Annotated in this window: 23 protein-coding genes; 12 read left to right on the top strand and 11 right to left on the bottom strand. The window is 71.8% G+C overall.

What is annotated here, in order from left to right; genetic code table 11:
* Window positions 1–4: 4 nt before the first annotated feature.
* The 3 genes from BM339_RS12595 to BM339_RS12585 form a co-directional block, all read right to left on the bottom strand.
* Window positions 5–505 carry a DUF6113 family protein gene (locus tag BM339_RS12595; protein WP_021598205.1) on the bottom strand — a complete coding sequence of 167 codons (501 nt, stop codon included), beginning with the start codon at window positions 503–505 and terminating at the stop codon, window positions 5–7.
* Window positions 506–557: 52 nt separating this feature from the next.
* Window positions 558–1,457, bottom strand: coding sequence for an N-acetyl-1-D-myo-inositol-2-amino-2-deoxy-alpha-D-glucopyranoside deacetylase (gene mshB / locus BM339_RS12590; RefSeq protein ID WP_021598206.1), 900 nt, complete (start codon window positions 1,455–1,457; stop codon window positions 558–560).
* Between the two features lie 153 nt (window positions 1,458–1,610).
* Window positions 1,611–2,981, bottom strand: coding sequence for a serine/threonine-protein kinase (locus BM339_RS12585; RefSeq protein WP_075020909.1), 1,371 nt, complete (start codon window positions 2,979–2,981; stop codon window positions 1,611–1,613).
* 170 nt (window positions 2,982–3,151) lie between these two features.
* Between BM339_RS12585 and BM339_RS12580 the strand changes: the two genes are divergently transcribed.
* Window positions 3,152–5,242 carry a S9 family peptidase gene (locus BM339_RS12580; protein WP_024934117.1) on the top strand — a complete coding sequence of 697 codons (2,091 nt, stop codon included), beginning with the start codon at window positions 3,152–3,154 and terminating at the stop codon, window positions 5,240–5,242.
* Here BM339_RS12580 and BM339_RS12575 read toward each other — a convergent pair.
* Window positions 5,235–6,992: an ABC transporter ATP-binding protein gene (locus BM339_RS12575; RefSeq protein WP_021594272.1), complete on the bottom strand. Its 1,758-nt coding sequence runs from the start codon at window positions 6,990–6,992 to the stop codon at window positions 5,235–5,237. The genes BM339_RS12580 and BM339_RS12575 overlap by 8 nt on opposite strands.
* On the bottom strand, window positions 6,989–8,704 hold the full coding sequence (locus BM339_RS12570) for an ABC transporter transmembrane domain-containing protein (RefSeq protein ID WP_075020908.1): 1,716 nt from the start codon (window positions 8,702–8,704) through the stop codon (window positions 6,989–6,991). The genes BM339_RS12575 and BM339_RS12570 overlap by 4 nt, the downstream gene beginning before the upstream one ends.
* A 305-nt stretch (window positions 8,705–9,009) precedes the next feature.
* Here BM339_RS12570 and BM339_RS12565 point away from each other — a divergent pair, with 305 nt between their 5' ends.
* The 7 genes from BM339_RS12565 (at window position 9,010) to BM339_RS48610 (ending at window position 17,113) form a co-directional block, all read left to right on the top strand.
* On the top strand, window positions 9,010–10,245 hold the full coding sequence (locus tag BM339_RS12565; protein ID WP_021594274.1) for a PP2C family protein-serine/threonine phosphatase: 1,236 nt from the start codon (window positions 9,010–9,012) through the stop codon (window positions 10,243–10,245).
* 227 nt (window positions 10,246–10,472) lie between these two features.
* On the top strand, window positions 10,473–11,162 hold the full coding sequence (locus BM339_RS12560; RefSeq protein ID WP_024934118.1) for a succinate dehydrogenase cytochrome b subunit: 690 nt from the start codon (window positions 10,473–10,475) through the stop codon (window positions 11,160–11,162).
* Window positions 11,163–11,164: 2 nt separating this feature from the next.
* Entirely contained in the window at window positions 11,165–13,102 is a 1,938-nt protein-coding gene (locus BM339_RS12555; RefSeq protein WP_075020907.1) for a fumarate reductase/succinate dehydrogenase flavoprotein subunit, read from the top strand.
* A gap of 20 nt (window positions 13,103–13,122) precedes the next feature.
* A complete protein-coding gene (locus BM339_RS12550) occupies window positions 13,123–13,875 on the top strand; it encodes a succinate dehydrogenase/fumarate reductase iron-sulfur subunit (RefSeq protein WP_021594277.1) in 753 nt (250 codons plus the stop codon).
* Window positions 13,876–13,931: 56 nt separating this feature from the next.
* Window positions 13,932–14,678, top strand: a complete 747-nt coding sequence (locus BM339_RS12545) for an arginase family protein (protein WP_075020906.1) — start codon at window positions 13,932–13,934, stop codon at window positions 14,676–14,678.
* A gap of 63 nt (window positions 14,679–14,741) precedes the next feature.
* The gene (locus BM339_RS12540) at window positions 14,742–16,544 is read left to right on the top strand and encodes a tetratricopeptide repeat protein (protein WP_143118382.1); all 1,803 of its coding nucleotides are present in this window, start codon (window positions 14,742–14,744) and stop codon (window positions 16,542–16,544) included.
* Window positions 16,545–16,549: 5 nt separating this feature from the next.
* Window positions 16,550–17,113 carry a hypothetical protein gene (locus BM339_RS48610; protein ID WP_143118381.1) on the top strand — a complete coding sequence of 188 codons (564 nt, stop codon included), beginning with the start codon at window positions 16,550–16,552 and terminating at the stop codon, window positions 17,111–17,113.
* Between the two features lie 24 nt (window positions 17,114–17,137).
* Here the strand turns inward: BM339_RS48610 and BM339_RS12530 are convergent, their stop codons facing one another.
* Both BM339_RS12530 and BM339_RS12525 read right to left on the bottom strand, forming a co-directional pair.
* Window positions 17,138–17,332: a DUF397 domain-containing protein gene (locus BM339_RS12530; protein ID WP_075020905.1), complete on the bottom strand. Its 195-nt coding sequence runs from the start codon at window positions 17,330–17,332 to the stop codon at window positions 17,138–17,140.
* A complete protein-coding gene (locus BM339_RS12525) occupies window positions 17,329–18,144 on the bottom strand; it encodes a helix-turn-helix domain-containing protein (protein ID WP_075020904.1) in 816 nt (271 codons plus the stop codon). Before BM339_RS12525 ends, BM339_RS12530 begins: the two co-directional genes overlap by 4 nt.
* Before the next feature lie 140 nt (window positions 18,145–18,284).
* Between BM339_RS12525 and BM339_RS12520 the strand changes: the two genes are divergently transcribed.
* The 3 genes from BM339_RS12520 to BM339_RS12510 all read left to right on the top strand — a co-directional run bounded on the left by BM339_RS12520 (window position 18,285) and on the right by BM339_RS12510 (window position 20,675).
* Window positions 18,285–18,734 carry an ATP-binding protein gene (locus BM339_RS12520; RefSeq protein ID WP_177287682.1) on the top strand — a complete coding sequence of 150 codons (450 nt, stop codon included), beginning with the start codon at window positions 18,285–18,287 and terminating at the stop codon, window positions 18,732–18,734.
* Between the two features lie 289 nt (window positions 18,735–19,023).
* Window positions 19,024–20,142, top strand: coding sequence for a helix-turn-helix domain-containing protein (locus BM339_RS12515; RefSeq protein ID WP_075020902.1), 1,119 nt, complete (start codon window positions 19,024–19,026; stop codon window positions 20,140–20,142).
* On the top strand, window positions 20,139–20,675 hold the full coding sequence (locus BM339_RS12510) for a PIN domain-containing protein (protein ID WP_111830111.1): 537 nt from the start codon (window positions 20,139–20,141) through the stop codon (window positions 20,673–20,675). The genes BM339_RS12515 and BM339_RS12510 overlap by 4 nt, the downstream gene beginning before the upstream one ends.
* A gap of 10 nt (window positions 20,676–20,685) precedes the next feature.
* Here the strand turns inward: BM339_RS12510 and BM339_RS12505 are convergent, their stop codons facing one another.
* A complete protein-coding gene (locus tag BM339_RS12505; RefSeq protein ID WP_075020975.1) occupies window positions 20,686–20,874 on the bottom strand; it encodes a DUF397 domain-containing protein in 189 nt (62 codons plus the stop codon).
* Between the two features lie 191 nt (window positions 20,875–21,065).
* Complete coding sequence (locus BM339_RS12500) at window positions 21,066–21,503, bottom strand: SgcJ/EcaC family oxidoreductase (RefSeq protein ID WP_021594284.1); 438 nt, start codon at window positions 21,501–21,503, stop codon at window positions 21,066–21,068.
* Between the two features lie 89 nt (window positions 21,504–21,592).
* On the opposite strand from BM339_RS12500, the gene BM339_RS12495 reads away from it, so the two are divergent.
* Window positions 21,593–22,033 (top strand): MarR family winged helix-turn-helix transcriptional regulator, encoded by a 441-nt coding sequence (locus BM339_RS12495; RefSeq protein ID WP_024934122.1) that lies wholly within the window; start codon window positions 21,593–21,595, stop codon window positions 22,031–22,033.
* On the opposite strand, the gene BM339_RS12490 is transcribed toward BM339_RS12495, so the two are convergent.
* Both BM339_RS12490 and BM339_RS12485 read right to left on the bottom strand, forming a co-directional pair.
* A complete protein-coding gene (locus BM339_RS12490; RefSeq protein WP_075020900.1) occupies window positions 22,030–23,031 on the bottom strand; it encodes a LysR family transcriptional regulator in 1,002 nt (333 codons plus the stop codon). The two genes, BM339_RS12495 and BM339_RS12490, sit on opposite strands and share 4 nt — an antisense overlap.
* Before the next feature lie 44 nt (window positions 23,032–23,075).
* Window positions 23,076–23,774, bottom strand: coding sequence for a Crp/Fnr family transcriptional regulator (locus BM339_RS12485; protein WP_021594287.1), 699 nt, complete (start codon window positions 23,772–23,774; stop codon window positions 23,076–23,078).
* Between the last annotated feature and the right edge of the window lie 242 nt (window positions 23,775–24,016).

The following is a 24,016-nucleotide window of genomic DNA, read 5'->3' as shown; positions in this document are numbered from 1 at the left end:
CGCCCTAGCCGCGCGTGCGGCCCGCCTTGCCGAGCAGCCAGTCGCCCGGCGGGCGGGCCGGCGGCGTCAGCATGACCCCGAGCACGGCGGCGACCATGCCGCCGATGATGAACACGTAGCCGGCGAGGGTCGCGGGGACGACGAGGTCGCCCTCGGGGCGGCGCATCGACAGGACGAACACCACGATGCCCCACACGACCGCGGGGACCGTCCCGCCGAGCCGCCCGCCCATCCCCCGGCCGGACAGCCGCGCCATCGCGAACACCAGCCCCACCAGGACGATCGCCGCGAGCGGGACGGGGCCGGCGGTCCAGTCCTGGGCGAACGAGCCGACCACGCCGAAGACGCCGCCGAGGATGCCGAGGGCCGCGTAGGCGGCACCGGACAGGAACGCGTCGCCGGCGCCCTCGCCGCCCGCCCGTTCCAGGCCGGGCGGGCCGGCGTCCACCGGCGCCGGATCGCCTTCCTTGGCGAGGCTGACGTGCGCGTCGTCGTCCTTGTCCACGGACGCCAGGGTACCGGCCCGGCCTGCCGGGCGATGCCGGGAAACCGGGCGGTCAGTCCCGGGCGCCGGCGAGGCCGGCGAAGAGGTCCTTCTCCCGGCGGCCGGGGCCGAGCGGGCCGAGTTCACCGGCCTGCAGGACGAAGTACTCGGTGCCGAACGCCTGCTGCCCCAGGTTGTTCGAGAGCGCGAAGAACGGCCCGACCTGCTCGGGCGCGACGACGATCTGGGTGCGGTGGGCGCGCAGCGCCGCGAGCTTGGCGGGCAGGTGCGCGCGGGCGTCCACCACCGTGGTGACCTGGCCGTCCGGGACGCCCGAGCCCAGCTCGTCCAGCCCGGCGACGCGGGCGAACGGCAGCTTGGCCTCGCGCATCACCGCGATCGCGCGGGCGAGGACGGTCCGCGGGGTGGCGTAGGCGTAGAACTTGGCGGCCCGCCACGGCTCGGCGCCGTCCTCGTGGGCCGGGTCGGCGGCCAGCTCGAACGCCCGCCACGCCACCCGGTACGCCTGGATGTGGTCGGGGTGCCCGTAGTTGCCGCGCTCGTCATAGGTGACGATGACCTGCGGGCGCAGCTCCCGGATCACCGGGACGAGGTCCAGCGCGGCCGTCGTGACGTCGGCCTGCCAGAAGCAGCGCGGGTCGTCGTTGGTGGGCGCGCCCATCATGCCGGAGTCGCGCCAGCGGCCCGCCCCGCCGAGGAAGCGGTGGTCGCGGACGCCGAGCGCCTCGCACGCCGCCGCCAGCTCGCCGATGCGGTACTCGCCCAGGCTGTCCTCCTTGTCGGAGGCCAGATGGCGCAACTCCTCGGGGATGACCTCGCCCTCCTCGCCCAGCGTGCAGGTGACGAGGCAGACATGGGCGCCCTCGGCGGCGTATTTGGCCATGGTCGCCCCGGTCCCGATGGACTCGTCGTCCGGATGGGCGTGGACGAACAGGATCCGCGGCTCCTTCATAGTCAACGAGCCTACTCAGGGCGCGGCATCGCGGCGATGACCGCCCTCCCCCGCGTATCGCGGAAGCGTCACCGGCCCGGCTCAGTCGCCTCCGCCGGGGGGCGTCGTGCCGCCGCCACCGCCGCCACCGCCGCCACCGGGGCCTCCGCCGCCTCAACCGCCACCGGTCGGCGGGTCCTCCGTGGTCGGGGGCTCCTCCGTGGTCGGGGGCGGGGTCGGCGGCTCCTCCGTGGTAGGCGGCTCCTCGGTCGGGGCGGACGTGTTCGGAGGCGGCGTGTTCTGCCGGGTCCGGGTCCGGGTCGGCGTGGGCTCCTCGGGCTCCTCGTCCGTCGGCGAATCCGAGACCGTCGGGGAGTCGCTCACCGTCGGCGTCGTGGGCGCGTTCGGGTCGTCGCCGCCGCGGGTCGCCGCGAACACGCCGACGACGAGCGCCAGCACGGCGATCGCGGCCACCGCCGCGACGATCGGCCACCGGGACTTGCGCTCGGGCTCCCAGTCGTCGTACCGGCCGCGCGTCCCGCGGCCCGGCGGGGCCGGGGGCCGCGCGGGCGGCAGGTTCCCGGTGTACTCGGCGGGCGACACCCGGCGCGTCCCGCCGCCCGGGTGCGTGGCGGCGCCCGCGAGGCCGGCGCCCGCGAGGCCGCCCGCGGCGAGCGTCGAGCCCTCCGCGAGCATCGTGGTGGCCTGCGCCGGGTCGTCCATCCTGGTCTGCCCGGAGCCGCCCGGCCCGCTGCCGATCAGCGCCATCATGATCTGCTGCGCGGTGGGCCGCCGCTCGGGCTCCTTGACCAGGCACGCCGCGATCAGCCGGTGCAGGTCGGCGGGGACGCCCTCCAGCGACGGCGGCTCGTGCATCACCCGGTTGATGACCGCGACGACGGTGTCGTCGCCGAACGGGGGGTGCCCGGTCGCCGCGAACACCATCGTGGTGGCCCACGCCCACACGTCCACGGCCTCGGTGAGCGTCGCGCCCGCCACCTGCTCGGGCGCCATGTAGGACGGCGTCCCGATCGCCTTGGTCGCGTTCGTCTGCCCGGTGTCCAGGGCGCGGGCGATGCCGAAGTCGATCACTCGCGGCCCGTCCGGAGCCATGATCACGTTGTGCGGCTTGAAGTCGCGGTGCACGATGCCGGCCTGGTGGATCGCGACCAGCGCGGTCGCGGTGCCGATCGCGAGCCGGTCCAGCGGCGCGCCGCTGATCGGGCCGGTCTCGGTGACCTGCTTGTACAGCGACGGGCCCGGCACGTACTCGCTGGCGATGTAGGGCTGGTCGCCGGCGACGTCGGCCTCCAGCACCTGCGCGGTGCAGAACCGCGCGACCTGCTTGGCCGCCTGCGCCTCGCGGACGAACCGGTTGCGCGCCATCGTGTCCCCGGCCAGGTCGGCGCGCAGGAGCTTGATCGCGGCACGGTTCCCGGAGGCGTCCACACCGGCGTAGACCACGCCCTGGCCGCCCTCGCCGAGACGCTCGACGATCTCGTACGAGCCCAGCCGCCGGGGATCTCCCGGCTGCAGCTCCGGCATTGACCACTCCTCCGCCGCGACGACAAAAGTGCTTGGGGAAGCTTTGAGCTTACGCGAGCGCGGACCCGGGCACGGGTCGTTCCCCGTCCACCACGCGACGACCCGTGATCATAGAGGCAGGAGACCGCCGTGCGCCGTACTTCCGCACCGTCCTGGCAGACTCGGATGCCATGAGCATCAGCTATCCGCGGCAGAGCGCCCGCACGCGCAGGTTCAGCCTCGGCGTCCCGCGCGCCTTCCAGATCGCGCCGGACGAGTCGCGCGTCGCGTTCCTGCGCACCAGGGCGGGCGACGACCCGGTCACCTGCCTGTGGACGCTGGACACCGCGACCGGCGAGGAGAGGTGCGTCGCCGACCCGGCCGCGCTGGACGTCCCCGGCGAGGAGAACCTGCCCGCCGAGGAGCGGGCCCGGCGGGAACGCGCCCGCGAGCAGGCGGGCGGGATCGTCGGGTACGCCACCGACCAGGCCATGCGGCAGGCCGTCTTCACGCTGGGCGGGCGGCTGCACGTCGCCGACCTGGACACCGGCCTGGTCCGGGAGCTGCCGGCCCGGCCGCCGGTCTTCGACGCGCGCCCCGATCCCGCGGGCCGGCGCGTCGCGTACGCGTCGGGGCGGACGCTGCGGCTCATCGAGATGGACGGCACCGGCGACCGGGCGCTCGTCCAGCCGGAGTCCGACCAGGTCTCCTACGGCCTCGCCGAGTTCGTCGCGGCCGAGGAGATGGGCCGGATGCGCGGCCACTGGTGGTCGCCCGACGGCGGGACGCTGCTGGTCGCCCGGGTCGACGAGACGCCGGTGCAGCGGTGGCACATCGCCGACCCCGCGAACCCCGACCGGCCGCCGTCCGAGATCGCCTACCCGGCGGCCGGCACGCCGAACGCGCTGGTGTCGCTGGTGCTGCTCAAGGTCGACGGGGGGCGCGTCGCCGTCGCGTGGGACCGCGGCGAGTTCCCCTACGTCGTCACCGCGTCCTGGGACCGGCACGGCCTGCTGGTCGTCGTCCAGCCGCGCGACCAGCGCTCCCAGCGGGTGCTGAAGGTCGACCCGTCCAACGGGGAGACGACCCTCCTGCACAACGAGCACGACCCGGTGTGGACCGACATCGTCCCCGGCCTGCCCGCCCGTACGCAGTCCGGCGACCTCGTCTGGATCACCGAGGACCCCGGGACGGACACGCGGCGGATCACCGTCGCGGGGCACCCCGTCACGCCCGGCGGCCTCCAGGTCCGCGCCGTGCTGGGCGTGGAGGGCGAGTCCATCCTCTTCACCGCCTCGGAGGAGTCCACCGAGATCCACCTCTACTCCCTCGACTACCACTTCGACGCGCCCGACGTGACCCGGCTCACCGAGGGGCGGGGCGTGTTCGGGGGCACCCGCTCCGGCGGCGTCACCGTGGTCTCGGGCGCGCGGCTGGACCGGCCCGGTTCGGAGGTCGAGGTGCGCACGCCGTCCGGCACGCACCCCGTCGCCTCCCTCGCCGAGACCCCCGTGATCACCCCGCGGGTGGAGCTGCTGCGCTCCGGCGACCGCGAGATCCGCACCGCGGTGCTGCTGCCGTCCGGGTGGGAGCCGGGCCGGGGCCGCCTGCCCGTCCTCGTGGACCCCTACGGCGGGCCGCACGCGCAGCGCGTCCTCGCCGTCCAGCGCATGTACTGCGAGGCGCAGTGGCTCGCCGACCAGGGCTTCGCCGTCGTGATCGCCGACGGCCGCGGCACGCCGGGACGCGGCCCCGCCTGGGACCGCGCCGTCCGCGGCGACTTCGTCGGGCCCGTCATCGAGGACCAGATCACGGCGCTGATCGAGGCGGCGCGCGTGCACCCAGCCGCGTTCGACCTCGACCGCGTCGCGATCCGGGGCTGGTCGTTCGGCGGCTGGCTCGCGGGCCTGGCCGTCCTGCACCGCCCGGACGTCTTCCACGCGGGCATCGCGGGCGCCCCGGTCACCGACTGGCGGCTGTACGACACCCACTACACCGAGCGGTACCTGGGCCACCCCGACGAGGAGCCGGACAACTACACCGCCAACTCCCTCATCGAGAGGGCCGCCGACCTCAAGCGCCCGCTGATGCTGATCCACGGCCTCGCCGACGACAACGTGGTGGCGGCGCACACGCTGCGCCTGTCCTCGGCCCTCCTCGCGGCGGGACGCCCGCACACCGTCCTGCCGCTGTCGGGCGTCACCCACATGACCCCGCAGGAGGTCGTCGCCGAGAACCTCCTGTACGCACAGGTCCAGTTCCTCGAATCGAATCTCACCTAGCGCAGGTCTCGCCGCCGTGCCAGGAGCTCCATAGGGAGGCGTAGGAGCCCCGGGCGGCGATGAGCTCGGCGTGGGTGCCGAGCTCGGTGATGCGGCCGTCCTCCACCACCGCCACGCGGTCGGCGTCGTGGGCGGTGTGGAGGCGGTGCGCGATCGCCACGACGGTGCGGCCGTCCAGGACGGCGGCGAGCGAGCGTTCCAGCCGGCGGGCGGCGCGCGGGTCGAGCAGCGACGTCGCCTCGTCCAGGACCAGCGTGTGCGGGTCGGCGAGGACCAGCCGGGCCAGCGCGAGCTGCTGCGCCTGCGCGGGCGTCAGCGTCTCGCCGCCCGAGCCGACCACCGTGTCGAGGCCGGGGCCGTCCCAGTCGACCGCCCGGAGGACCCGGCCGATCTCCTCGTCGGACGCGCCCTCGCGGGCCATCACGAGGTTCTCGCGCAGCGTGCCGCGGAACACGTGATGCTCCTGGGTGACCAGCGCGACGTGGCCGCGCAGGTCGTCCAGCGGCAGCTCCACCAGCGAGACGCCGCCGGCCCCCGCGCCGGCGTCGCCGTCGAGGGTGATCGACCCCGAGCGCGGGCCGTCCACCCCGGCGAGGAGGCGGCCGAGCGTCGACTTGCCCGCGCCGCTCGGCCCGACCATCGCCAGCCGCTCACCGGGCCGCAGGGCGAGGTCCACGCCGTGCAGGACGTCCTGCCCCGGCCGGTAGGAGTAGCGGACGTCCCGCGCCGTGAGCCGCTCCCCGTCGGGGACGCGCCCGCCGGGCTCGCGGTCCGGCGGGACGTTCCCGACGCCCAGCAGGCGGGCCAGGGACGCGCCGCCGAGCTGCAGCTCGTCCAGCCACGACAGCACCGTGTCGACCGGCTGGATCAGCTGCTGCGCGTACAGGGTCGCGGCGGTCACCTGCGCGAGCGTCGCCATGTCGTGGATGTAGAGGAAGCCGCCGACCAGCAGCGTCGACACGATGGGCAGCACGAAGCCCATCTCGGCCGCGGGGAACAGCACCATGCGCAGCCGCAGGGTGTATCGCTCGGCCCTGTAGGACCGCGCGATGTCGGCGTCGCCCCGCTCGTGCCTGCGGTCGGCGAGGCCGAGCGCCTCGACCGTCCGGGCGCCCTGGACGGTCTCGGTCAGCCCGTCCGCGATCTGCGACCAGGACGCGTTCTCCCGCAGGTAGCCCTGGTGGGCGCGCGGCAGGTACCAGCGCATGACCGCCCACAGCATCGGGACGGCGACCAGCGCGGGCAGCGCGACGAGCGGCCCGTTCAGAAGCAGCGCCCCGACGGTGAACCCGCCGACGACGATGGCGACGAGGGTCTCCGGCATCGCGTACCGGGCGGACGTGCTGAGCGTGTCCACGTCGCGGGACGCGCGGGTGACGAGGTCGCCGGTGCCCGCGCGCTCGACGGTGGACAGCGGCAGCGCCAGGACGCGGTCGACGAACTCCTCCCGCAGCTCGGCCAGCACGCGCTCGCCCAGTTTCGCGGACGCGAGGTAGGCGTACCGGGTCAGCACGCCCTGCACGACCACGAACGCGGCGATGGCCAGGCCGATCGCGGTGATGTCGGCCCGGCCGTCCCTGACGTCCTCGACGAGGGCGCCGAGCAGCCGGGGGGTGACCAGCCCGGTCACGGCGGCGAGCGCGTGCAGGACGAGCACCCCGGCCAGCGCTCGGGGATGGCGCAGCACGAGCCGCCGCGCATACGCCCGCACCTGCGCGGTCGTCGCGACCGGCAGTGTCTCGGCACTCACGTTCCCGCCCTTTCCGCGGTCTCTTCTCTGGAGGTCGCTTCTCCTCTGGTGACGGTCGCCTCGTAGTGCGGCTCGCTCTGGAGGAGGTCGCGGTGGGGTCCCTCCGCGACGACCAGGCCGTCCTGGACGAAGGCGACGTGGTCGGCACGGTCCAGCATCAGCGGGCTGGTCGTGCAGACCACCGTGGTACGGCCCGCGCGCGCTTGGCCGAGCCTGTCGGCGATGCGGGCCTCGGTGTGCGCGTCCACCGCGCTGGTGGGCTCCACCAGGACGAGGACGTCGGGGTCGGCGGCGAGCGCCCGCGCTAGGCGAAGGCGCTGCTGCTGGCCTCCCGAGAACTCCCGACCGGCTTCGACCACGTGGGCGTCCAGGCCGACCGCCTCGACGATGTCCTCCGCACAGGCGTCCCGGATCGCCGCCCGCAGCGTCGCCTCGTCACCGCCGGGCGCCAGCGTCTCGGCGAGGGGCCCGGAGAACAGGCGGTCCTCGTTGACGGCGACCAGGATCCGCTTCCGGACGTCGGCGACGTCGTGCAGCGAGACGCCGCCGAAGTCGACGTCGCCGTCCCGGTAGCGGCCCAGCCGGTCGGCGATCGCCTGCGCGTCGCGCGGGTCGGCCGCCGCGATCGCGGTGACCCGGCCCGGCCGCACGACCAGCCCGGAGGCGATGTCGACCAGCTCGGCACCCGCCGCCGGGCGGGCCGTCCCGGTGTCCGGCAGCTCGGGGTCGAGCCGTAGCAGCGCGGTCACCCGGCCGGCCGCGACCAGCCCCTTGGTGATCTTGCCGGCCGCCTCGCCGAGGGTCTTCAGCGGCACGATCAGGAACACCGCGTAGCCGTAGAACGCGACCAGCTCGCCCACGCCGATCGTCCCGCGCGCGGCGAACCGGGCGCCGACCCAGGTCACCAGCGCGATCAGCAGGCCCGGCAGCAGCACCTCGGCGCCGTTCATCCGGGTCTCGGCCCGCGCGACCGCCACCCCCGCGGCGCGCACCCGCTGCGACTCCGCGCGGTACCGGCCGGAGAACAGCGCCTCGCCGCCGATGCCGCGCAGCACCCGCAGGCCCGCGACGAGGTCGGTGGCGTGCGTGCTCAGCTCGCCGACCAGCTCCCGGTGCGCCAGCTCCCGCTCGCGGTAGGGGCGCAGCAGCGGCGCCGCGACCGCCAGGATCAGCGGGACGCCGACCAGCACGATCAGCCCGAGCGGCGGCGACGTCGTCAGCAGGATGCCGGTCACGGCGGCGATCGCGACCACGGCCCCCGACCCGCGGGCGATGATGTCCAGGGCGTCCCCGATGTGCGACACGTCCGACAGGCCGATGCTGACCACCTCGCCCGCGCTCACCCGCTTCGGCAGCGTCCCGCCGAGCCGGGTGGACTGCCGGGTGACGAGCTGGACCGTCCGGTAGGCCGCGGCGAGCCAGTTGAACACCGCGAACCGGTGGCGGACGGCGCCCGCCACGGCCTGCACCACGCCGAGCCCGGCCAGGACGGCGCCCCACGTCACCAGGGCGCGCTCGTCCCGCGCCGCGACGCCGTCGCCGATGGCGCGGCCGACGGCGGCGGGGATCAGGGCCTGGCTGAGCATCCACACCACGCCGAGGGCCGCGCCGGCGGTGACGCTGCGCCACTGGACGCGCAGCAGCCACAGCAGGTAGCGGGCTGGGGTGGTGTGGTCGGGGCCGCCAGGATCTTTCTCCGGCAACGGCTTCACGCGTCGAAGGTTATGCAGCGGATCGCCGGAATCTCGACTGGTTTTTCAGCAGGGCGGATCCAATTCCGGTCAGTCCGAAAACTCGTCCACGGATGCGCCCAGGGGGTGCGGCACGCCGCGCGGACACGCTAAGGTCAAGCTCGTACGGAGCGAGCCCCACTCCGCTCCTTGAGCCGGGACCCTGGCGGCTAGGCCGATGCCGCTGCCCCGGCGCGGCCGGTACCGCTCCCCTGCCGCCGCAGGAATAAAGCGGATCGCCACGGCCGTTGCCAGTGCCGTCGCCAGCCCGACTTTCCGGAAGCCCTGTGAGCACCATCAGCCATCAGACTCATCCCTTCACGCCGGGGACCGAGGACAGGATCGACCTGCTCCTCATCGACGACGACCCCTCCGACGTCCTCATGGTCGAGAAGATGCTCGCCGAGAGCGGCATGGACGCGGGCATCACCGTCGCGCAGGACCTCGCCACCGCCGCGCGGACGCTGACCCGGCGCACCCAGTGCATCATCGTCGACCTGTCCACGCCCGGCATCGACCGGCTGGAGGCGCTCCGGCAGGTGCTCGGCCTTTCCGGCACGGCGGCCGTGGTCGTCCTCACCGGCCTGGACGACGCCCACCTCGGCGTGCAGGCGGTCGCCGCGGGCGCCGAGGACTACCTGGTCAAGCAGGAGGTGGACGCGCCGCTGCTGGCCCGCGCCATCCGCTACGCCATAGAGCGCAAGCGCTCGGAGGAGACCGAGCGGCGCCTCGTCGAGGCCCGCATCCTCGGCCGGGAGAACGCGCGGCTGGAGCGCGGGCTGCTGCCCGTCCCGCTCATCGACGACCCGTCGCTGCGGCACCACACCCGCTACCGGCCCGGCCGGCGGCGCGCGCTGCTCGGCGGCGACTTCTACGACACCGTGCAGACCGACGGCGGCGCGGTCCACCTGATGATCGGCGACGTCGCCGGGCACGGCCCCGACGAGGCGGCCCTCGGCGTCCAGCTGCGGATGGCCTGGCGGACGCTCGTCCTCGCCGGCCACACCGGCGAGCAGCTCCTCGGCACCCTCGACACCGTCCTCGGCCACGAGCGGCGCAGCGAGGAGATCTTCACCACCCTCTGCATGATCACGATCGCGCCGTCCCGGCGGACCGCGCGGATGCACCTGGCCGGCCACCCCGCCCCGCTGCTGTTCCGCGGGGCGCCCGGCGCCGGCGGCGAGGTCACCGCCCTGCCCGACTACGCGCACGGCCCGGCGCTCGGCCTGGTGCCCGGCGCCGAATGGCCGACCACCGAGATCGACCTCGGCGAGTCATGGGCCCTGATGCTCTACACCGACGGCCTGATCGAGGGACGGGTCGGCCCCGGCTCCGAACGGCTCGGCACCGAGGGCCTCACCGGCCTCGCCCGCGCGGCGCGCGGCAAGGGCGCCACGGGACGCCGCCTCATCGACGAGCTGGTGGGCGAGGTGGAGCGCCTCAACGGCGACGCCCTGACCGACGACCTCGCCGTCCTGCTGCTGTCGCGGCGCGCGGAGGCCGCGGAGGCCGGGGAGCTCTGACCCGGCGGCCCCGGCACACCTGCCGACCACACGCCGCCGACCTCCGTCAATGTCTTCTGGATCACTGTCCGGGAGGGTTCCCGCACCGCCTGTGAAGTCTCTCACCTGGGCAGACGTCACGGAACGGCCACAAGCCCCGGCCTGCTTGTGTGCATAGCCTGCGGCTATCGCAACGAGTGTCCTGGTGACTTGGAAAGAATCGCCGAACCGGACATAGCGTGCAGGCCGTGGCTATAGCGATACCTGCGATCTACCGATCCACCGTCGGCAAGAAGGCCGTCATGGCGGTGACCGGCGGCGTGCTCGTGCTGTACCTGATCCTGCACATGATCGGGAACCTGAAGATCTTCCTCGGGGCGGAGGACTTCAACCACTACGCGCACTGGCTGCGCACGATGGGCGAGCCCGCGGTGCCGCACCGTACGGTGCTGACGCTCATCGAGGTCGTGCTCGGGGCGTCGGTCGTCCTGCACATGTGGTCGGCGGTGTCGCTCGCGCGCCGCGCCTCCGCCGCCCGTCCCGTCAAGTACCGGTCGAAGAAGAAGTCGCACGCGCAGGGCTATGCCACCCGGACGATGAGGTACGGCGGCGTCATCATCGCCGTGTACATCGTCTGGCACCTCCTGGACCTCACGTTCTTCGTCGTGAACCCCAAGGGCGGCGACGCCACCCCGTACGAGCGGATGGTCGCCGACTTCGACCCGTCCCGCTGGTACATCACCGTCTGGTACGTCGTCGCCGTCCTGCTCGTCGGGCTGCACCTCCACCACGGCGTCTGGAGCGCGTTCCAGACGCTCGGGCTGCGGACCCCGCGCAGCGAGCGCGCCCTGCGGAGCCTCGCCGGGACGGTCGCCGCGCTGGTGACGCTCGGCTTCATCTCGGTCCCCCTTTCCATCACCTTCGGATGGGTGAGCTGAACATGAGTGACGGCTTCTACACGACCGGCGAGCCGATCGCCGACGCCAAGTCCCCGGCGGGCGCCATCGAGGACCGCTGGACGACCCGCAAGTTCGAGGCCAAGCAGGTCAACCCGGCCAACAAGCGCAAGAAGAAGATCATCATCATCGGCACGGGGCTGGCGGGCGGCTCGGCCGGCGCCACCCTCGGCGAGGCCGGCTACCACGTCCAGCAGTTCTGCTTCCAGGACTCCCCGCGCCGCGCCCACTCGATCGCCGCGCAGGGCGGCATCAACGCCGCCAAGAACTACCGCAACGACGGCGACAGCGTGTACCGGCTGTTCTACGAGACGGTGAAGGGCGGCGACTTCCGCTCGCGCGAGTCCAACGTCTACCGCCTCGCCGACATCTCCCGGAACATCATCGACCAGTGCGTCGCGCAGGGCGTCCCGTTCGCCCGCGAGTACGGCGGCCTGCTCGACAACCGGTCCTTCGGCGGGACGCAGGTCTCCCGCACCTTCTACGCCCGCGGGCAGACGGGCCAGCAGCTGCTCCTCGGCGCCTACCAGGCGCTGATGCGCCAGGTCGACGCCGGCAACGTCGAGCTGTACCCGCGGCACGAGATGCTCGACCTGATCATGGAGGACGGGCGGGCGCGCGGCGTCGTCGTCCGGAACCTGATCAACGGCGAGATCAAGCACTACACCGCCGACGCGGTCGTGCTGGCGTCCGGCGGCTACGGCAACGTGTACTTCCTGTCCACCAACGCGATGGGCTCGAACGTCACCGCGTCCTGGCGCGCCCACCGGCACGGCGCCCTGTTCGCCAACCCCTGCTACACGCAGATCCACCCGACGTGCATCCCGGTCAGCGGCGACCACCAGTCGAAGCTCACGCTGATGTCGGAGTCGCTGCGCAACGACGGCCGGGTGTGGGTGCCGGAGAAGGCCGGGGACTCCCGCCGTCCCGGCGACATCCCCGAGGACGAGCGCGACTACTACCTGGAGCGCATCTACCCCTCCTTCGGGAACCTGGTGCCGCGCGACATCGCGTCCCGCGCGGCGAAGAACGTCTGCGACGAGGGACGCGGCGTCGGCCCCGGCGGGCTCGGCGTCTACCTCGACTTCGCCGACGCGATCGAGCGGCTCGGCCGCGACAAGGTCGAGGCCAAGTACGGCAACCTCTTCGAGATGTACGAGCGCATCACCGGCGAGAACCCGTACGACACGCCGATGCGCATCTACCCCGCCGTCCACTACACGATGGGCGGCCTGTGGGTCGACTACGACCTGGAGTCCACCGTCCCCGGGCTGTTCGTCATCGGCGAGGCCAACTTCTCCGACCACGGCGCGAACCGGCTCGGCGCGTCCGCGCTGATGCAGGGGCTGGCGGACGGCTACTTCGTCCTGCCGAACACCATCGGCGACTACATCGCCCGCAACCCGTTCTCCCCGGTGTCGGAGTCGGCGATCGGCGAGGCCGAGGAGCGGGTGCGGTCCCGGATCGAGCGGCTGCTGTCCGTCGACGGGGACCGTTCCGTCGACTCCTTCCACCGCGAGCTCGGCCACATCATGTGGGAGTACTGCGGAATGGAGCGCACCGAGGAGGGCCTGCGCAAGGCGCTCGGCCTCATCCCGGAGCTGCGCGAGGAGTTCTGGACGCGCGTCAAGGTCACCGGCCGGGGCGAGGAGCTGAACCAGCAGCTGGAGAAGGCCGGCCGCGTCGCCGACTTCTTCGAGCTGGCCGAGCTGATGGTCATCGACGCGCTGCACCGCACCGAGTCCTGCGGCGGCCACTTCCGGGCCGAGAGCCAGGACGAGGACGGCGAGGCTGAGCGCGACGACGACAACTTCGGCTACGTCGCCGCCTGGGAATGGGCCGGGGAGGGCGCGCGGCCCGTCCTCCACAAGGAGGCCCTCAACTTCGAGTACGTCAAGCCCACGCAGCGCTCGTACAAGTAACAGAGGTCGTACAGGTAATCATGAAGCTCACACTGCGCGTCTGGCGCCAGAGCGGCCCCCAGGACAAGGGGCGGATGGTCGAGTACAAGCTCGACGACGTCTCCCCCGACGCCTCGTTCCTGGAGATGCTGGACGTCCTCAACGAGAAGCTCATCGCGTCCGGCGAGGAGCCGGTCGCGTTCGACCACGACTGCCGCGAGGGCATCTGCGGCATGTGCTCGCTGGTCATCAACGGCACCCCGCACGGCCCGGAGCGGGCCACCACCACGTGCCAGCTCCACATGCGCAAGTTCGAGGACGGCGAGGTCATCGACGTCGAGCCGTGGCGTGCCAAGGCGTTCCCCGTGGTCAAGGACCTGGTGGTCGACCGGTCGGCGTTCGACCGGATGATCCAGGCGGGCGGCTACATCACCGCCCCGACCGGCACCGCGCCCGAGGCGCACTCGACGCCCGTCCCGAAGCCGGACGCCGACCGCGCGTTCGAGGCCGCCGAGTGCATCGGCTGCGGCGCGTGCGTCGCGGCCTGCCCGAACGGCTCCGCCGCGCTGTTCCTCGGCGCGAAGGTCACCCACCTCGGGCTGATGCCGCAGGGCCAGCCGGAGCGCTGGGACCGGGTCGTGTCCATGCTGGAGACCCACGACGAGGAGGGCTTCGGGGGCTGCACCAACACCGGCGAGTGCACCGCCGCCTGCCCGAAGGGCATCCCGCTGGACGTCATCGGCCGCCTGAACCACGACTACCTGAAGGCGACCGCGGGCGGCAGGAAGCGCTGACCCCCTGTTCCAGGCCCCGCTCGGAATACCGGGCGGGGCCTTCTACTGTTGGCGGCATGACCATCACTTTGGTGCCGTACCACCAGGACGAGCGACTTCCCGACTCCTCCTTCCCGGTGCCCGGCCCGGACGTCATCCCGGTCACGCGGGAATTGCCGGACGGCGACGTGTGGCAGCGGATCGGCGCGCTGTTCGAGCTGGTCTCGGCCGAGGTCGCCGACCAGGTCGGCGGGGGTTCGCGGCCGCTGGTGGTGTCGGGCGACTGCCTGACCGCCGAGGCGGTCCTCGCGGGCGTGCAGAAGGCCGGGGTGGACGCGTCCATCGTCTGGTTCGACGCGCACGGGGACGTCCACACGGTGCGGAGCTCGACGTCCGGTTACATCGGCGGGATGCCGCTGCGGCAGATCCTCGGGGCCGATTCCGGCCTTCTGGCCGACCGGCTGGGGCTGCGCCCGCTGCCGGAGGAGCGCGCCGTCCTGGTGGACGCCCGCGACCTCGACCCGGCGGAGGCGGACTTCCTGGCGTCGTCGAAGGTGCGGCGCTGCGGCGTGGAGGACGTGGACCTTCCCGCCGGGCCGATCGTCCTGCACGTCGACGTGGACGTGATCGACGCCGGTGACCTGCCCGGACTCAAGTTCCCGGTCGGCGGCGGCCCCTCCCGCGACACGGTCGTCGAGTCCGTCCGCCGGATCATGGCCACGGGCCGCGTCGCCGCGCTGAGCGTCGCCTGCCCGTGGCACCTCCCGGAGGGCGAGGACGCCGGCATCCGGGAACGCCTCCTGCGGGATCTGCTGGCCGCCTGATCGGGTGCTCGCACGTGCGCACAACGCCTTCGGCGAGGTGCGATCTTGCACTACCATCCCGCCATGCACGTGCATAGGGGTGTGCATCTGCATCGGCAGATGCAAGCACGGTCGTTGTCGTCGCTGGCGGTCCACCGGTCGATCCTCTGCGTCGACATCGAGGCCTTCGGCGGCCGGGCGAACTGGGACCAGCTCGTCTCCCGCGCCGGGCTCTACCAGGCCTTACAGGAGGCCCTGGTCGAGTCCGGCATCCCGTCGGAGTCCTGCTACTGCGAGGACCGCGGCGACGGCGCCATGATCCTCGTCGGGCCAGACGTGCCGAAGGAGCGGCTCGCCGGCGCGTTCCCGGCGGCGCTCGCGGCCGTGCTCGGCCGGCACAACGGCGGCGCGCCCCCGGGCGCCCGGATCAGGATCCGCGCCGCCGTCCACGCCGGGGAGGTCCTCTACGACGGGAACGGCGTCGCCGGAAAATCGATCATCACCACGTTCCGGCTGCTGGAGGCCGCCCCGCTCAAGCAGGCGCTGCGCGACTGCCCCGGCACCCTGGCGCTGATCGCGTCCGACTGGTTCTACCAGGAGGTCGTCCGGCAGAGCCCGGCGTGCGCCGCCGCCTCCTTCCGCGAGGTGGCCGTCTCGGTCAAGGAGACCCGGACGCGCGGCTGGATCCGGCTGCCGGACACGCGCGCCGACACCGGCCGCGTCCCGCGGCTCCTCGCCCTGCACCCGGGCGGCGAGATCTCCGTCCCGGCCGCGGCCGCCCTCCTCGCCGTCTCCGACGAGGAGGCCGCCGCGCTGCTCGGCCGCCTCCACCTGGAGGAGTGCGCCGAAGGCCGCTACCGCGTCGGGACCCTCGGCGACGGACCGGCCGGTGAGGAGCGCACCGCCGCCCTCCGCCGCGTCCTCGCCTGGTACCTCGGCACCGCCGACAACGCGCGCCGGCTGCTCTGCCCGGAGCGCATCACCCCGGCACTGACGCTGCCGGACGAGCCGTGCCGCCCGCTCTCCTTCGCCTCCGCCGGGGAGGCCCGAGGCTGGTGCGAGACCGAGCGGCTCAACCTGATCGCCGCCGCCCGGGTCGCCGCGGACGAGGGCCACCACGACATCGCCTGGCGGCTCCCGCTCGCCCTCTGGACGTTCTTCTTCTTCCGCAGCCCGTGGACGGACTGGATCAAGACGCTGCGCACCGGCCTCACCTCCGCCCGCGTCCTCGGCGACGACCGCGGCATCGGCTACGCCCTCGCCGGCCTCGGCTACGCCAGCCAGAGCCAGTGGCGGTTCGAGGAGTCCGCCGGGTTCTTCACCGCCGCGTGCGAGGTGTTCGCGCGGCTCGGCGACCCCCGGGGCGAGGCGTGGGCGCTGCACGGCCTCGGCCACACCTGCCGCCGCCTCCAGCGGCACCACGAGGCGATCGTCCATCACCGCCGGTCCCTGCGGCTGGCCTCGGCGGCCGGCGACCGCCGCAACACCGGTCTCGCCCTCATCGCTCTCGGCTACGCGCACGCCGGCCTCAGCGACTTCGACGCCTCCCTCGCCTGCTTCCAGAAGGCCCACCCCGTCGCCGTGAAGACCGACCGCCGTTCCGAAGGCTGGTCCTTGCACGGCCTCGGCTACGCCCACCACGGCCTGCACGACTTCGACCAGGCGGTGACGTGCTACCGGGAGGCGCTGGACGTGTTCCGCGAGATCGGGGACCGTCCCGGCCAGGGGGAGACCCTCTACAACCTCGGCCAGGCCCACCTGCACCTCGGCCGCGAGGACGCCGCCCGCGACTGCTGGATGCGCGCCCTCGCCGTCTTCGAGGACCTCCAGACCCCGCAGACCGCCGGCGTCCTCGCCCGACTCCGCTCGCTGGATCCGCGATCATGAGGCCCATGACCCTCCAGCAGCACATGCGCCGTGCCGCCGAGCAGGCGGTGCTCGGCTTCCCCGAGGCCCTCCGCCCCGACATCTACGTCATCTCGCTCCGCATCTCGCACGGCGAGTACTCGACCGTCCACGAACTCTGGGACTACCCGTACGACCCGTACATGGCCATCGGCTACAACACCGAGACGAACGTCCGGCAGAACCTCGAAGGCTCGTCCGCCGACCCCCTCGAAGTCCGCTGGAACTACGCCTACATGCTCCTGGAGGAGTCGCCGCCGGCCGGACACCACCCGGCCGACCCGGAGGGCACGGCCCTCTACCTGGAGGAGGTCAAGCGCCTGGGCCTCTGGAATGAGGACGAGGACGAACGCCTCTGCGCCCACTTCGACGACCTCTGTATAGACGCCGCGAAGCACCTGCACGCGACAGGCCTGGTGAAGAAGGTCCTTGGCCGCGAGGTCCCGATCATCCTCTTCGACATGTTCCGCCTGATAGAGCCCTACGCCACCCAGGCCGCCAACCCCCCACACCTGGTCCCCGCCGACTACGTGACCTTCCAAGAAGGTTGAGCAGGGATCGCGTCACCAGCTGGTCTACTCGCCGGCCGCGTCCTGTTTGAACCGGGCCATCAGGTCGGCGAAGCCGCGCCGGGACAGCAGCAGGTGACCAGCACCCGGCGCCTTGCTGTCCCGCACCCCGACACCGCCAGAGAGCCGAGCCACCTCAACACAGTCACCCGTCGTTCCTTCGGTGGACCGACTGCTCTTGCGCCATTCGGGTGACCTCATGCCATGTCCTCCATGATCCGCTTGATCAAGTCGCGCGAGGCGCCGGGAGTCAGGGCCTCTGCGGCAATTCGGTCAAACCTTACTCCGTACGCCTGCACCTCAGCGGTCCCGAGGATGAGCCGCCCGCCGCCCGGAGCTTCCACAAAAGCAACATCCCGCTCGGGCAGCCGAATGACCCTGAATGATCCGTCGAGCCCTTGGTGGGCGCCTGCCGACTTAGGGACGACGCGCAGTGTCACGTTGGGAAGCTCGGACGCCTCCAGAAGATGAGCATTCTGCTCTCGCATGATCTCCGGTCCGCCCACCGGCCAGTCGACCACGCTCTCAGCCAAGAGCACCCAGAGGTCCGGCGGGTCCGGGCGAGCGACGAGTTCCTGTCTCGCCAAGCGCGCCGCGATCGCTCCCTCGATGTCGGGCCACCGCCCTGAGACCAGGAGCGCCCGCGCGTAGGCCGAAGTCTGGAATAGCGCCGGCACCAACTGGCCGTTGTACATGCGAATCATCGCGGCACGGGCCTCGAAGATCTCGTACTGCTTCTGCCAGTCCGGGTCGTGGCCGAGCTCGGCATAGGTCAGCAGCCGTAGGAAGTGCCCGCCGGTGTTGAAGTGGGTGTCCAAGGCCATGGCTTGCTTTTCGTCGATCTTGAGTTCGCCCGATTCCATCCTGGAAACAGTCGAGCGGACGACGCCGATGATCCGGCCGAAACGGTCGCCGGACAGGCCGTGCTTGAGGCGGTAAAAGCGCAGGTCGTAGGCCAGCCAGGCCCACATGGACTCCATCGGGTCGGGAGATTCCCTGAAGCGGCCGTCCATATTCAACCTCCGGACCTTTGTTCCACGCTGTTGATGATGTTCCGGGGAACAGCGACAAAATATCCGTACAGCGCGACTCTTGTCCCGCGGATCGAGAGGAAAGGCGGGTGGGGATGGGCGTTCAAAATGGGACAAGAGCCATGAATTCGAATGAGCTGGACTATTCATGCCTGGCGGCGGGGACGGTGGCCGGGGAAATGCGGCAGCGGATCGGGATGCGGCTGGACGCGTGGGGGTTGGAGGAGGTGGCCGGTGATGTGTTGCTGGTGGCGGGCGAGTTGATCGTGAACGCGTGCCAGGCGACGCCGGAGCGGGAGATCCGGATCAGGTTCGCCAGGGAGCCCCGCGGCCTGTTCATCGGGGTCTGGGACTCCTCCGACGAGCGGCCGGCGGCCCGGCCGGTCGTCGAGCTGACGGTGGACGACATCGTTCCCGACCCGCTGGCGCTGGAGCCCGGACATGTCGCCGGGATGGGCGGGCGCGGTCTGGTCATCGTCCAGGCGCTGGCGTCGGAGTGCGGGGTCACCGCGACGCGGCCGTCCGGCAAATGGGTGTGGGCGTGCTGCGCGATCGGGCGGGTCCGTTCTTGATGACGTTCCCGGCCATGTCGCACCAGCGAGCTTGGCGGCGATCGGGAGAAGACGTGTCAACACCCGAAGGGCCTCGGCGGCCTACCGGCGCTACATCAGCGCCCCGGGGAGCTGTCCGCCCGGACGGGCCTGACGACCGGGCCGACCACCCGGCTGGAGGAGGGGGCTACGTGCGGCGCGTCCCGTCGCCGGAGGATCGCCGCAAGGTCATCGTCGAGCCGGTGGCGGCGCCCGCCTAGCCCGACCTGGGCAATCTTCCACCTCATCTGGGATGTGCGATAATGGCACAATGACGAATGAGCGGGGTTGGCGAGAGGTCGGGGCACGTGTCGCGGAGGCCCGGAGCGAACTCGGTCTCAGCCAGGACGCCCTCGCCACCGAGATCGGGCTGGACCGGACCGCCGTCACCAAGATCGAAGCTGGGCGACGCCAGATCAGCTCACTCGAACTGGTGCGCCTCGCCGAGGCCCTCGATCGTCCGCTCCAGTGGTTCGTCCTGTCCCCTCCCACCGCCGTCGTCAGCCGCCGCGCGGCCCTGGAGGGACGACGCAGTGATCCAAAGTGCGATCAGATGCTGGACGCCCTCGCACGCGACGTGGCCGTTCTGGCCAGAGTCCACGTCCTTGCACCTGACGACGCCAGAGGGTCCCTAAGCGCCATCGCCCCAGGAGCGGCTACGTGGCATGTCGAGAAGGCGGCCTCGAATGCAAGAGCGTTGCTCGGTGTGGACGCCGGGTCCCCACTTCACGATCTTGCTGATACGGCGGAACGAGTGGGCCTGTACCCCTACTCCGTTGCCCTCGGCGCCGAGGGCGGCGATGGCGCCTATGTCGAGATCGAAGGCATAGGGGTGGCGCTCATCAACGGAAACCTCGACGCTGGACGACGCAGATCCACACTCGCCCACGAGCTGGGACACCATCTCTTCGGCGACCAGTACTCCATCGATTGGGGAGCGGACACCAGCACAACGGAACGGGCGATCGACGCGTTCGCCGCCAATCTGCTGCTCCCCCGCGTCGGGTGCGGCGAGCGCTGGCGGGCCCTCCGTAAGGAGCACGACCTACGACCCGCCGCCATCATCCTCAGCGCGGAGTACCGGACGAGTTGGACCGCGACCCTGCGCCAACTCAAGACTTTCGATCTGATCACGCGCGACGAGTATCGGACACTCGACTCCAGATCCCCGACACGGGCCGACTACCTCGAATGCGGCATGCGCGTCACCGAGGAACTCACGCCCCTTTACATTCCGACGGGTATCGCCGCCGCCGCGATCCGTGCCTACCGGACCCACCGCCTGTCGGCCGAGCGCGTCACCGAGATGCTGCGCGGCCAGATCGACATCGACGATCTGCCCGCTCGCGACGAGATCCCGCTGGAGGCGCTCCGAGGCGAGCTGCGTTGACCCGTCCGCGTCTCGTCATCGACAGCTCACCGCCGAACTACTTCGCACGCTCGAACCAGCTTCTGGTCCTGGCAAAGCTGCTGGCGGGTTACGAATGCTTCATCACGTCAGCCGTTGAGGAAGAGCTACTGCGCGGCGGTCCCAGGCACGCACAGTTGTACCAGGCGACGGCTCAACCTTGGCTGACCGTCGTCAACGAAACCGCCCTTCCCTTCCTGGCCCTGTTCTCCGAGTACCACGGACGACTCGGCGGTGGGATGCGCAACATCGGCGAAGCCACCACGCTGGCGTACGCGGAGTTCCACGGCATCACCGCGATGGTCGATGACAGAGCCGGCCGCCGCCAGGGCAGGGAACGGGGCGTCAAGCTGCTCAGCACGCTGGAGCTGCTTTGCGCAGGCATACGAGACAAAGCGCTGGAGGTGGCGGACGCCGCCACAGTGATCGATCTTCTGTCCGATCACGAGGCATACCTGCCGTGCGACGGCTCCGGCTTCCTCGCATGGGCACGATGCGAAGGCCTGCTGGAGTGACCGGCTGGGGCTACTCGCCGGCCGCGTCCTGTTTGAACCGGGCCATCAGGTCGGCGAAGCCGCGCCGGGACAGCAGCAGGTGACCGGCACCCGGCGCCTTGCTGTCCCGCACCCCGACACCGCCAGAGATCCGAGCCACCTCAACACAGTCGGACTGGGTAGAAGAACCGCCGCTGTAGGTGGACTTCCGCCAGGTCATCACGAGAACCGCTCCAAGATGCTTCTGAGTAGACGCAACGACTCATCCTTGGGGAGGGCGACGTCCCCGAGAAGGTCAAACCATATCCGGTATGACGGAATCTCACCCGCATCCTGGACAAGGCGTCCACCGCCATGTGCACCGCACGTAGGTGCGGGATCGGGCGGGTCCGTTGTTGATGACGTTGCCGGTCATTTCGCGTGGGTGGGCTTGGTGGCGGGCTGGAACTTGAACGAGACGGCCTCCATCAGGGACTTGTGGAGGGTGTTCTGGAAGGCGGCCAGGCGCCACTCGCCGCCGGTGTCCCGGACGACCGTGTTCGTCTGGAGCTTCTTGAGCTTGCCCGGGGCCTTCTTGTAGGTGTCCCCCCGGGTGATGACCACGGCGGTGTCGGGGGTCGTAAGGCGGATGTCGACGATCTCGCAGGCCAGCCGGGTGCCCTTGAGGAAGCTGTCGAAGAGCGCCTGGTGCGCGGCACCGATCTCCTCGGCGCCGCGGTAGAGGGTTCCGACGTAGGTGATGTAACTGGCGTCCGGAGTGAAGCACGCGCCGTAGGCGGCGCCGTCGCCGGCGTCCCAGGCGGCCGTGAGGCGGGCGAACAGGGTCTTGATCGCGGCGGTGTCGTCCATGACCGGCTCCTTCTGGTAGCTTCGATGGAGAAGTTTCTTCGTTGAAGATTTCTCTTCATTGAGGAAGAGATTAGGGATCGGGAGGAGACGTGTCAACAGCCGAAGGGGCCTCGGTGGCCTACCGGCGGTATCTCAGCGCCGTCATGCTGCACGGCCACGCCAGTGCTCGGGCCTGCGACCTGGGCGGGACGGACCTGTACGCGCTGAACATCCTCGATCTGGCGGGCGCGATGACCCCCGGGGAGCTGTCCGCCCGGACGGGCCTGACGACCGGGCCGACCACCCGGCTGATCGACCGGCTGGAGCAGGGGGGCTACGTGCGGCGCGTCCCGTCGCCGGAGGATCGCCGCAAGGTCATCGTCGAGCCGGTGGCGGCGCCCGCCGACCTCGACCGCGTCATGGCGCCCGCCCGGAAGCGGATCGGCGAGATCATCGGCGGTTACACCGACGAGCAGCGCGAGGTGCTGTTCGACTATTTCGCGCGCGCGGAGACGGCGTTCCGTGAGGCGGCCGACGAACTGCGGAACTAGGACGTCACCAGGGTCTCGACGCCTGCGGGGAGGCTGCCGGCCAGGCCGGCCTCTACCAGGAAGGTCTGGAGGGTGTCTTGGAACGCGCGGGCGGCGTGGGTGAGCTCCACGTCCTTGCGGTGGGCGAGGGCGATGGTACGGATCAGGCCGGGGGCGTGGCGGCCGCGGCGGGCCTGCTCGTCGGCCAGGACGAGCGGGGTGCCGCGCAGGCCGGGACGTCCGGCGAGGACCATGCTCGGCACGACCGCGATACCGAGGCCGACCTCGACGAAGCGCAGGACGGCGTCCATCTCGCCGCCCTCCACGGCGAACCTGGGCTCGAATCCGGCCTCCCTGCACGCGCTGATGGTCGCCTCGCGCAGGTCGTAGCCCGGACGGAACATCACCAGGGGGCGGTTCTGCAGATCCTCGATGCGCAGGTAGGAACGACGCGGGAGCTGCGCGGCCTTGAGGGAGCGCTCCGGCGCCCTCTGGTCGGGCCCCGCCGGGGAGGCCACCACCAGGTTCTCGCGCAGTATCGGGGTGGTGTCCAGGGGCGGGTCACCGTGCAGAGGGAGGATGACCAGCGCCATGTCGAGGGAGCCTCGCGTCAGCTCCCGGACCAGGTCGCGGGATCCTCCTTCCTCGACGATGAGCTGGATCCCCGGGTACGCGTCGTGGAAGCGGCGCAGGACGTCCGCCAGCAGGCCCGCGCAGAGGGACGGTGTAGCGCCGAGCCGTACACGGCCGCGCTTGAGACCGGCCAGCTCCTGCACTTCCAAGCGCGCGGTGTCGACATCGGCCAGGATGCGCTTCGCCAGTGGCAGTAGTGCCTCTCCGGCGGGTGTCAGCGTGATGTTCCCCCGCGCGCGGCTGAACAGCGACACGTTCAGCTCGTTCTCCAGGGCGCGGATCTGCTTGGAGAGCGATGGTTGCGCCACCCGCAGAAGCTCGGCGGCCTGCGTGAAGTGGCGTACCTCCGCGACCGCGACGAAGTAGGCGAGCTGCTGCAACTGCATCCTGCACAGAGTACGGGTCACCGCCGCGCGCGCCGCGCACCGGGTCAGCGCGCGTGCCGGCGGAGCGCCTGGAGGTCGTGGACGATGAGACGCCGCCGCCCCGTCTCGATCCAGCCGTGCCGGCGCAGCGTGCGCAGCGCCTTGCTGACCGCCTCGCGGGACGCGCCCACCCAGCCCGCCAGCTCCTCCTGCGACAGGTTGAGCGTGATCCGGACGCTCTCTCCCCCGGCGTTCGCCCCCGTCCGGCGCTCGTAGGGCACGCCGAACCGCTCGGCCAGCTCGACGAGGCGCTGCGCCACGCGCCCGGTCGCGTCGAACATGCCGAACTCGACGCGCTTGCGGTCAGCGTCGCGCCAGCGCTGGCAGAGCATGCGCATGATGATGATGGAGACGCGGCCGTGGGCCTGCAAGAACGCCATGAACTCGTCCGCCGTGACGGCGATCGCCCGCACCGGTTCGAGCGCGGTGACCGTCGCCGACCGGGGCATCCCGTCGATCGCGGCGACCTCGCCCAGCAGCGCTCCCGCTCCGCGCACGGCCAGCAGCGCCTCGCCGCCCTGCTCGCGGTAGGAGAACGCCTTGACCCGCCCCCTCAGCAGGACGGCCACCCAGCCGGGCTCCTCCCCCTCGGCGAAGAGCACGTCCCCTCGGTCGAAGTCGCGGACGCGGCCACGTGACTCCAGATCCGCCCGTTCCGCCGGGGTGAGATCGGCAAGGAACGAACCCGGTTCGAGGGGGCTCATGCCCCCACGTTAAAGGGAACCGTCCGTTCCCGCTCCCCGGGAAACAATCACGGTTGTGTGTACTAATCCCTACTCGATCGGGCGGACGTGCGCGAGTGTGGGACGCGGCGTGTGCGACCGGGGGTCGTCCAGGCGCCCTCGGCGTTCACGGGGAACGGCGGAGCGGCGGGCGGCGGTCCGGGGGCACGCCGCCCGCCGTGCCTCGGGTGCGTCGCATGCCAGCGCGCCGCCCCGCGGCGGCC

The organism is Actinomadura madurae, from assembly GCF_900115095.1.
In the GTDB taxonomy this organism is placed as follows: domain Bacteria; phylum Actinomycetota; class Actinomycetes; order Streptosporangiales; family Streptosporangiaceae; genus Spirillospora; species Spirillospora madurae.
The sequence above is the reverse complement of the archived record's forward strand: the minus strand, read 5'-3'. Positions and strand labels throughout refer to the sequence as shown.

Coding starts and splice junctions, on each gene's coding strand:
- mshB (WP_021598206.1), bottom strand. CDS start 1,457: ATGAAGGAGCCGCGGATCCTGTTCGTCCACGCCCATCCGGACGACGAG.
- BM339_RS12585 (WP_075020909.1), bottom strand. CDS start 2,981: ATGCCGGAGCTGCAGCCGGGAGATCCCCGGCGGCTGGGCTCGTACGAG.
- BM339_RS12580 (WP_024934117.1), top strand. CDS start 3,152: ATGAGCATCAGCTATCCGCGGCAGAGCGCCCGCACGCGCAGGTTCAGC.
- BM339_RS12555 (WP_075020907.1), top strand. CDS start 11,165: ATGAGTGACGGCTTCTACACGACCGGCGAGCCGATCGCCGACGCCAAG.
- BM339_RS12550 (WP_021594277.1), top strand. CDS start 13,123: ATGAAGCTCACACTGCGCGTCTGGCGCCAGAGCGGCCCCCAGGACAAG.
- BM339_RS12545 (WP_075020906.1), top strand. CDS start 13,932: ATGACCATCACTTTGGTGCCGTACCACCAGGACGAGCGACTTCCCGAC.
- BM339_RS12540 (WP_143118382.1), top strand. CDS start 14,742: ATGCACGTGCATAGGGGTGTGCATCTGCATCGGCAGATGCAAGCACGG.
- BM339_RS48610 (WP_143118381.1), top strand. CDS start 16,550: ATGACCCTCCAGCAGCACATGCGCCGTGCCGCCGAGCAGGCGGTGCTC.
- BM339_RS12530 (WP_075020905.1), bottom strand. CDS start 17,332: ATGAGGTCACCCGAATGGCGCAAGAGCAGTCGGTCCACCGAAGGAACG.
- BM339_RS12525 (WP_075020904.1), bottom strand. CDS start 18,144: ATGGACGGCCGCTTCAGGGAATCTCCCGACCCGATGGAGTCCATGTGG.
- BM339_RS12520 (WP_177287682.1), top strand. CDS start 18,285: ATGAATTCGAATGAGCTGGACTATTCATGCCTGGCGGCGGGGACGGTG.
- BM339_RS12515 (WP_075020902.1), top strand. CDS start 19,024: ATGACGAATGAGCGGGGTTGGCGAGAGGTCGGGGCACGTGTCGCGGAG.
- BM339_RS12505 (WP_075020975.1), bottom strand. CDS start 20,874: ATGACCTGGCGGAAGTCCACCTACAGCGGCGGTTCTTCTACCCAGTCC.
- BM339_RS12500 (WP_021594284.1), bottom strand. CDS start 21,503: ATGGACGACACCGCCGCGATCAAGACCCTGTTCGCCCGCCTCACGGCC.
- BM339_RS12490 (WP_075020900.1), bottom strand. CDS start 23,031: ATGCAGTTGCAGCAGCTCGCCTACTTCGTCGCGGTCGCGGAGGTACGC.
- BM339_RS12485 (WP_021594287.1), bottom strand. CDS start 23,774: ATGAGCCCCCTCGAACCGGGTTCGTTCCTTGCCGATCTCACCCCGGCG.